Raw genomic sequence first — 13624 nt, forward strand, 5'->3', positions numbered from 1 at the left:
TGAAGTCCGTTACCCTGATTGGGGTTTCGGGCTTTTTTGTGTATGAACACTAGTGGGAATTGTTCTCGTTACATAATCTTGTCCCTACGCTCATAGGCTGTACTAATGAAAGTCTATGAGGAGGGGATTCTATGGTTATCAAAGACAAAGTCAAACAGCGCCGGTTAGAGCGACTTCGCCATTTGCGAGAATCGTCGGATGCAGTACTTGGGCAAGGGAACTCATTAAGATCCTCCCTGCCGACGGAGTTCATCTTGCCGCCACGTCATCCCGAGGAGCCGCAACTGCCTCTCTATGCGAATTCCGATTGGCGACGTCAGATGGAGGACCCAGAGTTCGCTTGGCGCCAAAAGATCATGATGGATCGGGCCAATGCTGATGCTGAACACGGCTTATTAAGGCCGCCATCTCCTCGCAAAATCGCGTTCAAGCTGCTCATCAGCGGCGTTATTTTTGCAGCTATTTATGGCATGTTTCAGTTAGACAAGCCTTGGGCGATAAAAGGGAAATTATACATTCGTGCGGCGTTGACGCAATCGTATGATTTCACGGCTTTTTCCGCATGGTATACGGATAAGTTCGGAAGCTCGCCTTCGTTTATTCCGAGCTTTAACCGGACGGGCAGTGAAGCGGTTATTGTGAGTACGTCTAAACGGACGTTATTCGCACCAGCGAAAGGCTTTGTAATGATACGATACGATGGGACGCAGCATAAGGGTGTTAATTTGAATACAGCTGAGTATGCGCCTGTCTATGCTATGGACACCGGACAAGTTATATTCTCGGGCACAGCAGCGGAAACCGGTTTAACAATCATGATACGTCACCCAGGAGGGCTTGAATCCTTATATGGGGGGCTGAGTGAGGTCAGCGTAAACGTTGGAGACTGGATGAAGGTTGGAGAACCTATCGGAAAAGCGTCCGCCAAGGACCCTGCCAAAGGGACGATGTACTTCTCCGTTCAGAAAGAAGGCTTGCCGATCAACCCAACGGATGTGATCTCCTTTGATTAAAATAGCGGGTACGAAGTACCGGTTTCATCCCCTTTTTACACTCATCATGATTGGCTGCGCTTTGACGGGTTACTTCTTGGAGGCCATCACGTTATTCGGCATCGTGCTTATTCATGAACTCGGTCATTTAACTGCAGCGAAAGGGTTCGGCTGGCGGGTTCAAGAAGTACAGCTGCTGCCCTTTGGCGGCGTACTGATTGTAGATGAGATGGGGACAACCTCAACAAAAGAGGAATTGGTCGTAGCGCTAGCAGGGCCCCTCCAGCATGTGTGGATGATCTTGCTCGCCGTGGTGATAAAATCATTCGATATGGGCAGTAGTAGTTGGTGGGACTACTTTATCCAGGCGAATCTCATGATAGGTTTATTTAATCTAATTCCGGTAATGCCGCTAGATGGTGGGAAAGTGATGCAGGGCTTATTAAGCTATATCATGTCGTATCATAATGCGATTGTCTATTCGACTTGGATCAGTATGATCTTGAGTGTCTCTATCATCGTGATGGCGATTACCCAGCTTCTTCATGGACAGCTGCCGATTAATATTCTGGTTGTTGGCATTTTTCTGCTCATCTCCAATTGGTACGCCTATCGGCAAATCCCTTATCATTTCCTTCGCTTCCTGATGGGGCGAGGATTTCGTGTTGGCCAGCTGCTGAGCCGCGGCACAAGAGCACAGCCCATTGTGATCACCAAACAGTTAACGATGGCAGAAACGTTAAAGCTTTTTATGCGGGAAAAATATCACTTAATCTACGTGGTGAATGAGGTGGGACGCATTCAAGCCGTCTTGCCAGAACAGCAAATTGTCGGCGGTTATTTGGATGGAAAAAAACCGGGGAGTGCAGTTTCCGATCTTTTCATGTAAAATAACTGTTGAGGTGAACGTGTATGAAGCAACTGATAATTCACTGCGCACCCGAGCTTACACAAGCGGCTTTGCTTGAGGATGGCCGTCTTGTGGAGTATGATACGCAGTATCCCCTTGAATCTCAACGAGCTGGCAGTATCTACATAGGCCGCATCGTTAACGTACTTCCTGGCATGCAAGCGGCATTCGTCGATATCGGACTTACGAAGAATGCCTTTCTTTATATAGACGATCTCCTTCCTGTACATTTGGACAAGCAACCGAAGATCAAGCCCTCCATTACGGAGATTGCCGAAGTCGGGCAGATGCTGATGGTACAGGTTAGCAAGGATCCGCAAGGAACCAAAGGAGCGAGAGTGACTACACACGTTTCCATTCCCGGTCGCTGGATCGTTTACATGCCTGACGCCGATTATATTGCGATATCACGTAAAATCGATCTAGAAGCTGAACGACAGCGTCTTAAGCAGCTTGCTGAGGGTAACCTTTTGCCTGGTGAAGGTGTCATTATACGCACGGGAGCAATTGGTCAAAGTGAAGAAGCGATTCGCGATGATTTGCAAAATTTACGAGAAATCTGGAGCTCCATTCAAGCTAAGCAAGAAGAGACGAACGTGCCTGCACAGCTTTATCAGGATCTCGATCTGCTTCCTAAGCTTGCTCGTGATGTCATTTCGGATGAGGTTCAAGAAGTATGGATGAGCAATAATAAGGTGTATGAAGAAATGAGAGTTTTATTGCGCAGGCAGCAGCCAAGCTGGCGTGGGCGCATTGCTTTCTATGATCGCAAGACACCGATGTTTGATCATTTCGGGGTGACAGAAGAGCTGAATCAAAGTTTTCGACGTAAAATCTGGCTGCCTAGCGGAGGATATTTGATCATTGATCAAACCGAGGCATTGACAGTCATTGATGTGAACACAGGCAGGTACACGGGATCTATTGATTTAGAGCAGACCGTTACAGATATTAATCGGGAAGCAGCGATTGAAATTCCCAGACTTTTGCGGCTTCGCAATCTCAGAGGCATTATTATTGTTGATTTTATCGATATGCACGCGGAAGATAACAGAGCCAAAGTTATGGCGAATATGGCAGAAGCAGTTCGGAAAGATCGATCCAAAACGACAATTGTCGGATGGACCAAGCTCGGATTATTGGAAATGACGCGGAAACGCAAATAAAACATTGCATATGAAAATAATAGTGTGATATAATACTCGGAGTGTGTTGTTTAGGCATGCTGTAACCGCACGAAACAGGTCGAAGTACGCGTATGGATTTGGTTCTGTACCGTCACCTGCACAAGGCGAGTCTGAGACATGAGGAGGTAAGTGAAAATGTACGCAATTATTGAAACAGGTGGTAAACAGTACAAAGTTCAAGAGGGCGATGTTCTTTACATCGAAAAATTGAACGCTGCTGAAGGTGAGGTTGTTTCTTTTGATCGTGTGTTCTTGGTTTCCAAAGAGGATGGCCTAGTAGTAGGTTCCCCATTGGTTGCAGGTGCTTCAGTTTCCGCGAAAGTGGAGAAACACGGCAAAGGCGCTAAAGTAATCGTGTTTAAATACAAACCGAAGAAAAACTATCACAAAAAGCAAGGTCATCGTCAACCGTACACAAGAGTAGTAGTTGAGAAAATCCAAGCGTAAGAGACAAGCCTATGATCTACGTGACCATAGAACGTCTTGCACTGGATACACCTCACATTCTTTCTTTTGTAGTGGAAGGCCATGCTGAGTTTGACGTGAAAGGCAAAGACTTAGTCTGCGCCGCGGTATCAGCGATCTCCGTTGGTACATGTAATTCGATAGAATCCTTGACCGGTGTGATTCCGATTCACGAGATGGAGCCTGGACTGCTGGATGTAACCATCCCAGATAGTGCACGCGACAATTCTGAAACTTGGAATCAAGTACAGTTAATTATAGAATCGATGCTCGTCATGCTCCAAACGATTGAACAAACTTACGGTGATTATATAACGATTGAAACAATCTATCACAAAGGAGGATAACACCATGTTTTTGAAATTGGATCTCCAGTTATTCGCTTCCAAAAAAGGGGTAGGTTCCACAAAGAACGGTCGTGACTCACACTCTAAGCGCCTTGGCGCTAAACGTGCTGACGGTCAAACTGTTACTGCTGGAAGCATTCTCTACCGCCAACGCGGTACGAAAATTCACCCAGGAACGAACGTAGGCATCGGTTCGGATGATACACTTTTCGCTTTGGTACAAGGCGTAGTGAAATTCGAGCGTTTGGGCCGCGATCGCAAAAAAGTGAGCGTATACCCAGTTGATGTAGCTCCAGTAGCTGCAGCACTAGAAGCGTAATTAGAATCCCTGGTGAGCGTCAAGTTCATCCAGGGATTTTTTCTAAAAAAGTATGGAAAAAACCTCTAACCGTGATCACTCATTTCGGATGGTCGAGGGCAGGGGTTTTCTCGTTTGTTTGGTGAAGTTTACCAGTCAGCATGATATACTGGATGAACGGTTATTAAGCGGAGAACGGGGCGGGCGGAGAATGAAGCGATTGGGCAGTACGCAAGTCTATTTATTAGCCATGGTATTCATCGAATTGACTGGCATGTTAATTGCTGAGGCTTGGATGATCAGGGCATTCTTATTACTTCTTGTTCTAACAGGCGGGTATACGGTTTGGCGGATAGAAGTTGTTAGACTAGAACAAAAGTGGGATTCTAAGCGCGAGCAACAAGAACAAGACGCTCATCATAAACTGATTGCTGTCGTGAATCGCTTACGTCATGATTGGATGAATGATACCCAAATTTTATTTGGCTATATTCAAATGAAGAAGTTTGATAATTTACGACCTTATATGGAAAAAATAAAAATGACTATGCAGCAGGAAAGCAATCTCTCCAAGCTGGGGATCCCATCCTTTATTGCTTACTTGCTTCATTTCCGTGTTCAGTCCAAGACTTTGGAACTGAATGTGGAAGTCGAACAAGAAATGAACCTTGGACAACTCCCACTCCAGGATGGATTGATCGAGCGATTAGTTCGTCAAATGGTTGCCTGTATCGAAGCGCATACAGCATTCGATGAAGGGGAATGTGGGACAATCAGCTTGGAGTTTGATGTTCAAGAAGATGGCTTACTGCTTGATTTTGTATATCAAGGCCCCTATAACCGGGAGCAACTTGAGCAATCCGTAAACGAACAATTTGAATCAAAAGATTCACGATATTCGCTTGAAGATGTTGAATGGCAAGAGGGAGAAGCAGGTATCGCCTTGCGCTTACCATTTCATACATAAATCGAGTATTTCTCAAAATATTCATATATCAGGGTAAACGCTCGGCAATTGTAAGAAGGTGGGTCGTTTATTCTTAGTTGAGGTGTAGATAAATGTTTGTTGATAAGGCTAAGATTTTTGTAAAAGGCGGCGACGGTGGTGACGGTTTAGTTGCTTTCCGCCGTGAGAAGTATGTACCAGAAGGCGGTCCTGCTGGTGGTGACGGAGGGAATGGCGGCGACGTCGTTTTCCGAGTGGATGAAGGTCTGCGTACATTGATGGATTTCCGTTATCAAAAGCATTTTAAAGCGGAGCGCGGCGAGAAAGGCCGCAACAAATCGATGCACGGAGCCAATTCGGAACATATGATCGTTCGTATCCCGCCAGGGACGACAATCATTGATGATGATACGCAAGAAGTGATTGCGGACTTGACGCGCCATGGGCAAGAAGTTGTCGTTGCCAAGGGTGGTCGAGGCGGAAGAGGGAATTGTCGCTTCGCTACAGCTAGGGTCACAGCGCCTGAGATCGCTGAGAACGGTGAAGAAGGCGTAGAACGTTGGGTTATTCTCGAAATGAAAGTGATGGCTGATGTAGGGCTTGTCGGTTTCCCAAGCGTGGGAAAATCAACCTTACTATCCGTCGTTTCGGCTGCGAAACCGAAAATTGCCGCGTACCATTTTACAACACTAACGCCGAACTTGGGTGTGGTTGATGTAGGCGATGGCCGCAGCTTCGTGATGGCGGATCTTCCTGGTCTGATTGAGGGCGCTCACGAAGGCGTTGGGCTTGGCCATGAGTTCCTACGTCACGTGGAACGGACCCGAGTGATCGTGCATGTCGTAGACATGTCAGCAGCAGACGGACGTGATCCTTATGAGGATTTCGTCAAAATTAATGAAGAAATCAAGTTATACAATGCCAAGCTGGAGCAACGTCCACAGATTGTTGTAGCGAACAAGATGGATATGCCGGAATCCGAAGATAATTTGGCTTTGTTCAAAGAGCAGTTAGCTGCCGATGGCAAAGAGCTTGATGTATACCCGATTTCGGCCTTAACGCGCGGCGGTGTTCAGGAATTGCTGTATAAGATTTCTGACATCGTAGAAAGCATCCCGAATGCACCTGAGGTTGGAGTTGTATCCGAGACAGAAGAACGCAAAGTGTATCGTTTCGAAAAACGCGAAGAAAATGATTTCACGATTCGTCGTGACAATGATGTATTCGTTATCGAGAGTCCATCGATTGAGAAGTTGATCAAACGGACGAATTTCACAACGCAGGACGGCATAGCACGTTTTGCTCGTATTTTGCGTAACATGGGCATTGATGATGAACTGCGTAAACGTGGTGCGGTTCATGGTCAAACGATCCAAATCGGTGACTTTGATTTCGAATTCGATGAGAACAACTTATAAAACTAAGCACTTATCCTGAGGGATAGGTGCTTTTTTGTTGTACTTAGTTCTAAGGTGCTATTTAATGTCATGATACTTGACATCATTCAATAAAAGATTTACCATTTTAATATTAATCGGAATTTCAATGTCAATAAAACTAACATATAGTTTAGCGAGTGTGGATAGAAAGGAGGGATTATGTTGAAACAGTGGATTCAAGCAATGGGTGCTGAGCAGCACAAGATGCGGGATTTAACCTATGATGAGGCGGTAGAAGCAGCTAATCAAATGGCTAACGGGGATTCGACAGATGCGCAATGTGCAGCATTTCTAATGGCATTATGTATGAAAGGGGAAGCGGATGAGGAATTAATGGCTTTCATCGATGTGTATCGCCACAATTCCTTGAATTACCGTTCTCAACCTAATTCACTCAATTCAACGGGGCCAACGGAGGGGAGAAAGCGATTCCCAATTACGTTGCCTGTCAGTCTCTTGCTCGCATCTGTGGGGTTTACACAGGTTCTGCACGGGGGAGAGGCCTTGTCGTCACGCCAAGGGACGGGAGTAAAGGAGATTGTAGAAGGCTTTGGTGTATCCATGCAGTTATCCATCAAATCCTGGCAGTCTCAACTTGCGCAGTTACATATTGGTTTTCTGCCTACTGAGCAGCTGTGCCCGCCAATGGGACGGTTGAAGCAGGTGCGAGAACAATTGGGCATACGAACGGTTTTTGATACGCTGGAACGGGTCTTAAACCCTGTGCTTTCGTCGAGCGTCATTATTGGCGTTGAACATCGCAAAGTTATGGAGTCTCTGATCCCCATCTCGATGCGTTCTGGCTTTCAGCAAGCTTATATGATCAATGGCATTGATGGTTCGGAGGATTTGCCTCTCTACGCGAGCAGTACGATACGAATAGTGACTCCCTGGGGAGATGAGTCTCTTGTCGTTGAACCGCAGAAGTTTGGATTTACAAGTGCGCCTTTACCCGTGCTTAATAAAGAGGAGCAGATCGAGATGGTGAAGCGAATCATTGCGGGTGAAGAGGGCAGCGCTGTTAAATCGGAACGTGATCATGTTATTTTCAATACAGGTTTGCGATTGAAATGGTTTGACAAAGTAGACAGCTATGAGGAGGGCTTTCAGCTTGCTGAATCGCTGCTCAGACGGAATGAAGCACACAAAGTCATGCAGCGTTGGGTGGATCAGAGTCAGCAATTAAAGCTGCAAGATGGATTAGATAACGATAATTCTTCGACACAAATCGGATGAAGACCTACCAAGATGCTGGTTCGTATACGGCGAATGGGGGTCTTTATTTTCGGGAAAAAGCTGTTAATTTTGAGGGGGTACCCTAATTGGTAGATGTTACAGCTAAACCTTAATCAATGGATATGTTACCATTTACTAGCGAGAGCATGAATGGTAAGTAAATCACGCTAGGAGGCTAACATCATGAAGAAACATATTCTAACTTTTGCCCTTATCCCTTCTCTTATATTTGGTGCCGTTACAATCCCTTTACCTAAAGCAGCGTCTGCTGCAACGACAGGACAAGTTATTAGCAGCGTAAGCTTTCGACAAAGCCCTGATGAGAATTCGACTCGAATCCGCTATTTAAAAGTAGGAGAGCCTGTTTCCATCATCGAGAAAGTAAATGCCTATTGGTATAGAGTTCAAGTTACGAATGGACAAATCGGTTACGTTTCTACAAATGCTAAGTACATACAAGCAAGCGGTCAAACTACAGCACCGGCAACAGGAACTGGACGCATTGTAGCCAGTGTAAGTTTCCGAACTGCAGCTGATCAGAATGCGACTCGGATCCGCTATCTAAAAGCGGGTGAAACGGTTACAATCCTTCAGAAGGTCAATGACTATTGGTATAAGGTCAGGGCGTCAGACGGTCGTGAAGGTTACGTGAGTACAAGTCCTACATACATTTCAACTTCCGGTGGAACCGTAACGCCTCCGGTAAGTGGCGGAACGACAAGTGAAAAAATTCAAAAGGTCATTGCCGCAGGAAAGAAATACTTAGGAACGCCTTATGAATATGGATCCAGTCGGGATAATACAGCGACGTTTGATTGTTCTGATTTTGTCCGCCAAGCTTTCTTAGACGGTATTGGTCTTAAGCTGCCAAGTGATTCAAGAGGTCAAGGCGCGTTTGTGAAGTCGCTGGGACATAATGTGACGGATTGGCACAACCTGAAGGTTGGCGATCTTATGTTCTTCATGGATTACAGAGGCACAGCGCAGTCGAATTATGCTGGGATCAACAAGGCAACGCAAACGATCACACATGTCGCTATTTATTTAGGCGATGGTCAAATTTTATCCACGTACTCGAAGGAAAGCGGTGGTGTTCGAATCGACTCGATCGCGAATAAGCACTGGGAATATCGCTTCCTATTCGGAGGAAGTGCGCTATAGATAGCTATAGGCAGGGCAAATAGTATGGCAAAATAAAGAGCAGACAACGCTTCCGCGTTGTCTGCTTTTGTCCAATTTAGGGACTAGCCTTCCGTTAAATCTGAAGGGGATCAAGTAAAGGGTTCCAGTGAATGGTGGGAGCTTCTGTGTTTAGATCAAGCCCCGCTGAGCCTATCCAAGGATGCGGTGTAGCGCCAACGGTGAAATAATGTTCGAGCAAAGAGCGAAAGATAAAAGGCATCGGCCGATCTAGGATGGATGCTCTAGGAATCCAATGCAGATCACCTTCCGATGTAACAATGCGAGGATTGACATCGGTTGAGCCTACATAGAAAAACTGTTGACGTATTTCTTGGCCATTCAGGCGAAGCAAGACATATTGAAGACGTAAGTCTTGAATTTCATCGTGCTCGATACCGGTTTCTTCCCATATTTCACGCAAACAGGCAACACGGGGTTGGCTGATTTCGTGGGGTTCGAGATGACCTCCTATAGCAGCCCATAGACCGGGAGAAAGCGTGCGGGTTAAGGCACGTTTCATCATAAGGAGCTCGTCGCGTTGGTTCCAAATAAGTGCGGTAGACATCATACGTAAAGTGATCATGGAGAGTTCCCCTCTCTTCGAGAATTCCGTCTCAGCTTATCATACAAAGGGAAGGGGCTGCAAAGGCGAATGCTTGGATGTATTTTGCCTATTGCTTCATAAGGCATGTTTCGATATAATGTCCACTATAGAGAAACAATAGTCTTTTTGGAGAGGACGGTAGTTGGGTGCCGGAGAGCAAAGAGTTTCTTCCAACCATTAAGCACATCGGACCTGAGCGGTACTACTTAGTCCGCGAGGACATTCTGCCAGAAGGTATTCTCAAGACAGCGCAAGCCAAAGAGCTGCTTGCACGGGGGGAAGTCAAGACGATTCACGATGCCGTGGAGCAAGTCGGGCTGAGCCGGAGCGCCTTCTATAAGTATAAGGATGGTATTCATCCGCTAAGTAAGCTGGATCGTGAACGAATTATTACGATATCGATGGATTTGGAGCATCGCTCAGGGATTCTATCCCGGGTGCTCGCGTTGATCGCGAATCTGGATGGGAATGTACTCACCATCCACCAAACCATTCCACTACAAGGGATGGCCAACGTCGTCATTTCCTTAGAAATTTCATCCATGGGCGAAGAGATTCGAGAAATCGTAGATCGCCTTGGAGCACAAGACGGAGTCAAGCGTGCCATGGTCATCGGTCAAGGCAGTTAAGCTAGCATATAAATTCAGGAGGTAATGAAATGAAACCCATCAAGGTAGGTTTACTCGGTTTAGGAACAGTAGGAACAGGTGTTGTTCGTATCATTGAAGGGCATCAAGAGGATTTACAGCGTCAAACCGGATCTGCGATCGAAATTTCCAAAATTCTAGTACAAGATAAATCAAAGCTGCGTAACATTTCAGTGGATGCAGATAAGCTTACGGAGAGCGTTTGGGACGTAATAGGCGATAGCGAGATCGATATCGTTGTTGAAGTCATGGGCGGCGTAGAAGCTACGAAAGCACACATTCTTACGGCTCTTGGGAATGGCAAGCATATTGTAACTGCAAATAAAGATCTAATGGCGATGCATGGTGCTGAAATTCTTGCCAAAGCGGCTGAGAATAACTGCGATGTTTTCTATGAAGCCAGCGTTGCGGGTGGAATTCCGATTATTCGTGCCCTAGTTGAAGGCTTCTCGTCCGATCGGATTACGAAGATCATGGGGATTGTGAACGGCACAACGAACTATATTTTGACTAAAATGAGTCAAGAAGGCGCGGCCTATGCGGATGTATTGAAGGAAGCACAGGAGCTTGGCTACGCAGAAGCAGACCCAACTTCCGATGTGGAAGGCTTAGATGCTGCTCGTAAAATGACGATCCTGTCGACGCTAGGATTCCATGCGAATGTCGCTTTGAGCGATGTTGAAGCAAGAGGGATTTCCAAAGTCACGAAGGAAGATATTCAATATGGTAAAAAATTAGGCTATGAAGTGAAGCTGCTCGGCATTGCTGAAAATCACGATGGTCATATCTCTGTGAGTGTACAACCGACAATGGTCAAAAGCTCGCATCCACTAGCTTCTGTAAACGGCGTATTTAACGCAGTGTATGTAACAGGTGAAGCGGTTGGTGAAACGATGTTCTACGGCGCAGGAGCTGGGGAGCTTCCTACAGCAACATCTGTTGTAGCGGATTTGGTGGCTGTTGTGCGCAACTTGAAGTTAGGCATTAACGGTCAGACAGTTCAAGCTCCGTACAAAGAGATGAAGCTCAAAACAGACGAACAAATCGCTTCTAAAAACTTTATCTTACTTCATGTAGAGGATAAAGCAGGTGTGCTTGCTCAAATTACACAAATTTTTGCGGAGCATGAAGTGAGCTTGGAATCCGTATTCCAACATCCGAATAAAACGAACCCGAAAGCCGAAATCATCATCATTACCCATGATGCGAATCAGGCTAGTATGAAAAATGTGTTAAAACAATTTGATTCCATGGACGTTATTCATGCGATTAAGAGCGTATATCGCGTAGAAGGATAGGAACCGGACAAGGAGCTGCTTCGTTGCAGTTGCGGATATCATAAGCGAAGAGAGGCGCAATTTCGACATGAGCTACAAGATAGAACAAAAGGTAAGAGTGAAAGTACCGGCAAGTACGGCAAATCTAGGTCCCGGCTTTGACTCTCTGGGGATGGCCTTGAACTTATATGCTTGGATTGATATGGCGATTTCGGATCACACGACCATCCAGTTGATCGGTGATCAGATGCATGGGATTCCAACCGATAAGTCCAATTTGATCTATAAAGTGGCTCAAATGGTCTTTGATAAAGCGGGCGTTTCGCATCCGGAGCTTGAAATTGCGATGTATAGCGAAATCCCGCTTACACGCGGGCTCGGCAGCAGCGCTTCCGCGATTGTTGGTGCGCTTGCTGGGGCGAACGCACTTATTGGAAATCGCTTTACAACGTATGAGTTGTTTCAAATCGCTTCCCGTCTGGAGAAGCACCCTGACAATGTAGGTGCTAGTCTTTACGGCGGCATTGTCGTCGCGTTCTGGGACGACGCGAGGGCGGAATCAATCCGCATTGAACCTGATAACAATCTGGAGGTGCTGGTTGCGATACCAGCCTTCCAGCTAACTACGGAGAAGGCGAGAGGCGTTATGCCGCAGCATGTTTCGATGAAGGATGCTGTGTACAATCTGAGTCACTCCTCCTTGCTCGTCGCGGCGCTAAGTACGGGCAACCTTGAGATGATTCGTCATGCGATGAAGGATCGACTGCATCAGCCATACCGCGCAGCACTCATTCCTGGTATGAAGACTTTGCTGGAGGAATGTGAGCAACATGGCGCGCTCGGTGTAGCGCTAAGTGGAGCGGGGCCGACGATGCTTGCCTTGGTGGATGCACGCAGCGAGCAGAAAACGGAGCTGGAATCATTCCTTGAGGAAACATTGGCGAAGGAAAACATTCAAGCGCAAATGTTATGGTTAAAGCCAAGTCAAGAAGGTGTGACAACAACAGAGCTCCTAAGTGGAGATGAAGGGCTGCTTTCCTTAGTGGAAAGAGAGGTTCTAGTATGAAGCGAGTTGCCATTCTTGGGCCCAGCACATTTTCAGAGGAAGCTACACGTCATTTTCTAGGAGAAAGCTTTGAGTATGTGTCCTATAAACTGATTTCTGAGGTTTTTAACGCGACAGCAACGGGAGAAACGGATCTAAGTGTCATCCCGATCGAAAATACGTTAGAAGGCTCTGTACATCTCCATGTCGATTGGTTAGTGCATGAAGTCGATCTTCCGATTCGGGCAGAATGGGTATTTCCCATTGATATGAATCTCATCGGATATCCGAGCCCTGAAGGCGTTCTTGACGACGCGAATCCCTATGGTCACATTCGTAAAGTATTGTCTCATCAAGTAGTCCCTGCACAGTGCAGCCGCTTTATGAAGCAATATTTGCAAGGCGCTGAGTTTGAACAAATTAGTTCAACTGCTGAAGGGGTACGTATCGTATCGACGCTGCAAGATCCCACAGTAGCTGCCATAGGCACAGCCATAGCTTCTACGAATTATGGTGTTCCGATGCTGCAAAGGGAAATTCAGGATCATAAGGATAATATGACGCGTTTCTTACTTGTGGGGAAAGAAGCATCGGAGCTAAAGTCGTCAGAAGCGATGAAGACGACGATCCTTGTTACGTTGCCCGAGGACTATCCGGGTGCCCTGCATCAAGTGCTCTCTGCTTTTGCTTGGCGTAGAATCAATCTCTCGAAAATTGAATCTAAGCCTACGAAGAAGAAGCTTGGTAATTATTATTTTTACATTGATATTGCTGGTAACATGGACTCTGTGCTGCTGCCTTCGGCCATTCAGGAGATTGAAGCGATCGGTTGTCAGGTTCGTATTTTGGGTTGTTACCCGAGCTATTCCTATATAGGTTAACAGAGCGAATCCCTTACGTTAATAACGTGAGGGATTTTTTTTGCATGAAAGGGGCAAAAGCCTAGGATCGCGCATAAACTGTAATATCATTATTGTGAATAAGCGAATGCTTACGCGGCCAAGTTCATTGTTCTTACGAAGGTTAACGCGAAGGAGCTGCTTACGAAG

The 13624-nt window shown here is 46.2% G+C and carries 15 protein-coding genes; 14 read left to right on the plus strand and 1 reads right to left on the minus strand.

The genetic code is table 11. The features are described 5' to 3' along the window. The first annotated feature begins 131 nt into the window (after positions 1–131). The 10 genes from A8709_RS07970 (at position 132) to A8709_RS08015 (ending at position 8981) form a co-directional block, all read left to right on the plus strand. Positions 132–1013 (plus strand): M23 family metallopeptidase, encoded by an 882-nt coding sequence (locus A8709_RS07970; protein WP_065851781.1) that lies wholly within the window; start codon positions 132–134, stop codon positions 1011–1013. Next, positions 1006–1881 (plus strand): M50 family metallopeptidase, encoded by an 876-nt coding sequence (locus A8709_RS07975; protein WP_065851783.1) that lies wholly within the window; start codon positions 1006–1008, stop codon positions 1879–1881. The genes A8709_RS07970 and A8709_RS07975 overlap by 8 nt, the downstream gene beginning before the upstream one ends. Before the next feature lie 23 nt (positions 1882–1904). Next, positions 1905–3068: an Rne/Rng family ribonuclease gene (locus A8709_RS07980; RefSeq protein ID WP_065851785.1), complete on the plus strand. Its 1164-nt coding sequence runs from the start codon at positions 1905–1907 to the stop codon at positions 3066–3068. 156 nt (positions 3069–3224) lie between these two features. Continuing rightward, positions 3225–3536: a 50S ribosomal protein L21 gene (rplU, locus tag A8709_RS07985; protein ID WP_065851786.1), complete on the plus strand. Its 312-nt coding sequence runs from the start codon at positions 3225–3227 to the stop codon at positions 3534–3536. A gap of 11 nt (positions 3537–3547) precedes the next feature. After that, the gene (locus tag A8709_RS07990) at positions 3548–3901 is read left to right on the plus strand and encodes a ribosomal-processing cysteine protease Prp (RefSeq protein WP_065851788.1); all 354 of its coding nucleotides are present in this window, start codon (positions 3548–3550) and stop codon (positions 3899–3901) included. 4 nt (positions 3902–3905) lie between these two features. Continuing rightward, positions 3906–4220: a 50S ribosomal protein L27 gene (gene rpmA / locus A8709_RS07995; protein ID WP_036742986.1), complete on the plus strand. Its 315-nt coding sequence runs from the start codon at positions 3906–3908 to the stop codon at positions 4218–4220. Positions 4221–4341: 121 nt separating this feature from the next. Next, entirely contained in the window at positions 4342–5166 is an 825-nt protein-coding gene (locus A8709_RS08000) for a Spo0B domain-containing protein (protein ID WP_167357029.1), read from the plus strand. Between the two features lie 92 nt (positions 5167–5258). Next, the gene (gene obgE, locus A8709_RS08005; RefSeq protein WP_065851792.1) at positions 5259–6563 is read left to right on the plus strand and encodes a GTPase ObgE; all 1305 of its coding nucleotides are present in this window, start codon (positions 5259–5261) and stop codon (positions 6561–6563) included. A gap of 180 nt (positions 6564–6743) precedes the next feature. Beyond that, positions 6744–7820, plus strand: coding sequence for an anthranilate phosphoribosyltransferase (locus A8709_RS08010; protein WP_065851794.1), 1077 nt, complete (start codon positions 6744–6746; stop codon positions 7818–7820). 183 nt (positions 7821–8003) lie between these two features. Beyond that, entirely contained in the window at positions 8004–8981 is a 978-nt protein-coding gene (locus tag A8709_RS08015; protein ID WP_065851795.1) for a C40 family peptidase, read from the plus strand. 94 nt (positions 8982–9075) lie between these two features. Here the strand turns inward: A8709_RS08015 and A8709_RS08020 are convergent, their stop codons facing one another. Next, a complete protein-coding gene (locus tag A8709_RS08020) occupies positions 9076–9585 on the minus strand; it encodes an NUDIX hydrolase (protein WP_065851797.1) in 510 nt (169 codons plus the stop codon). Between the two features lie 167 nt (positions 9586–9752). Between A8709_RS08020 and A8709_RS08025 the strand changes: the two genes are divergently transcribed. The 4 genes from A8709_RS08025 (at position 9753) to pheA (ending at position 13456) form a co-directional block, all read left to right on the plus strand. Further along, the gene (locus tag A8709_RS08025) at positions 9753–10235 is read left to right on the plus strand and encodes an ACT domain-containing protein (protein ID WP_065851799.1); all 483 of its coding nucleotides are present in this window, start codon (positions 9753–9755) and stop codon (positions 10233–10235) included. Positions 10236–10264: 29 nt separating this feature from the next. Beyond that, the gene (locus A8709_RS08030; RefSeq protein ID WP_065851801.1) at positions 10265–11551 is read left to right on the plus strand and encodes a homoserine dehydrogenase; all 1287 of its coding nucleotides are present in this window, start codon (positions 10265–10267) and stop codon (positions 11549–11551) included. 67 nt (positions 11552–11618) lie between these two features. Continuing rightward, positions 11619–12596 (plus strand): homoserine kinase, encoded by a 978-nt coding sequence (gene thrB, locus A8709_RS08035; protein WP_065851803.1) that lies wholly within the window; start codon positions 11619–11621, stop codon positions 12594–12596. After that, positions 12593–13456, plus strand: coding sequence for a prephenate dehydratase (gene pheA / locus A8709_RS08040; RefSeq protein WP_065851804.1), 864 nt, complete (start codon positions 12593–12595; stop codon positions 13454–13456). The genes thrB and pheA overlap by 4 nt, the downstream gene beginning before the upstream one ends. Positions 13457–13624 lie beyond the last annotated feature (168 nt).

The sequence above is a fragment of the Paenibacillus pectinilyticus genome (assembly GCF_001700435.1).
GTDB lineage: Bacteria > Bacillota > Bacilli > Paenibacillales > NBRC-103111 > Paenibacillus_E > Paenibacillus_E pectinilyticus.

Coding starts and splice junctions, on each gene's coding strand:
- obgE (WP_065851792.1), top strand. CDS start 5,259: ATGTTTGTTGATAAGGCTAAGATTTTTGTAAAAGGCGGCGACGGTGGT.
- A8709_RS07970 (WP_065851781.1), top strand. CDS start 132: ATGGTTATCAAAGACAAAGTCAAACAGCGCCGGTTAGAGCGACTTCGC.
- A8709_RS08020 (WP_065851797.1), bottom strand. CDS start 9,585: ATGATCACTTTACGTATGATGTCTACCGCACTTATTTGGAACCAACGC.
- A8709_RS08015 (WP_065851795.1), top strand. CDS start 8,004: ATGAAGAAACATATTCTAACTTTTGCCCTTATCCCTTCTCTTATATTT.
- A8709_RS07980 (WP_065851785.1), top strand. CDS start 1,905: ATGAAGCAACTGATAATTCACTGCGCACCCGAGCTTACACAAGCGGCT.
- pheA (WP_065851804.1), top strand. CDS start 12,593: ATGAAGCGAGTTGCCATTCTTGGGCCCAGCACATTTTCAGAGGAAGCT.
- A8709_RS08030 (WP_065851801.1), top strand. CDS start 10,265: ATGAAACCCATCAAGGTAGGTTTACTCGGTTTAGGAACAGTAGGAACA.
- thrB (WP_065851803.1), top strand. CDS start 11,619: ATGAGCTACAAGATAGAACAAAAGGTAAGAGTGAAAGTACCGGCAAGT.
- A8709_RS07990 (WP_065851788.1), top strand. CDS start 3,548: ATGATCTACGTGACCATAGAACGTCTTGCACTGGATACACCTCACATT.
- rplU (WP_065851786.1), top strand. CDS start 3,225: ATGTACGCAATTATTGAAACAGGTGGTAAACAGTACAAAGTTCAAGAG.
- rpmA (WP_036742986.1), top strand. CDS start 3,906: ATGTTTTTGAAATTGGATCTCCAGTTATTCGCTTCCAAAAAAGGGGTA.
- A8709_RS08010 (WP_065851794.1), top strand. CDS start 6,744: ATGTTGAAACAGTGGATTCAAGCAATGGGTGCTGAGCAGCACAAGATG.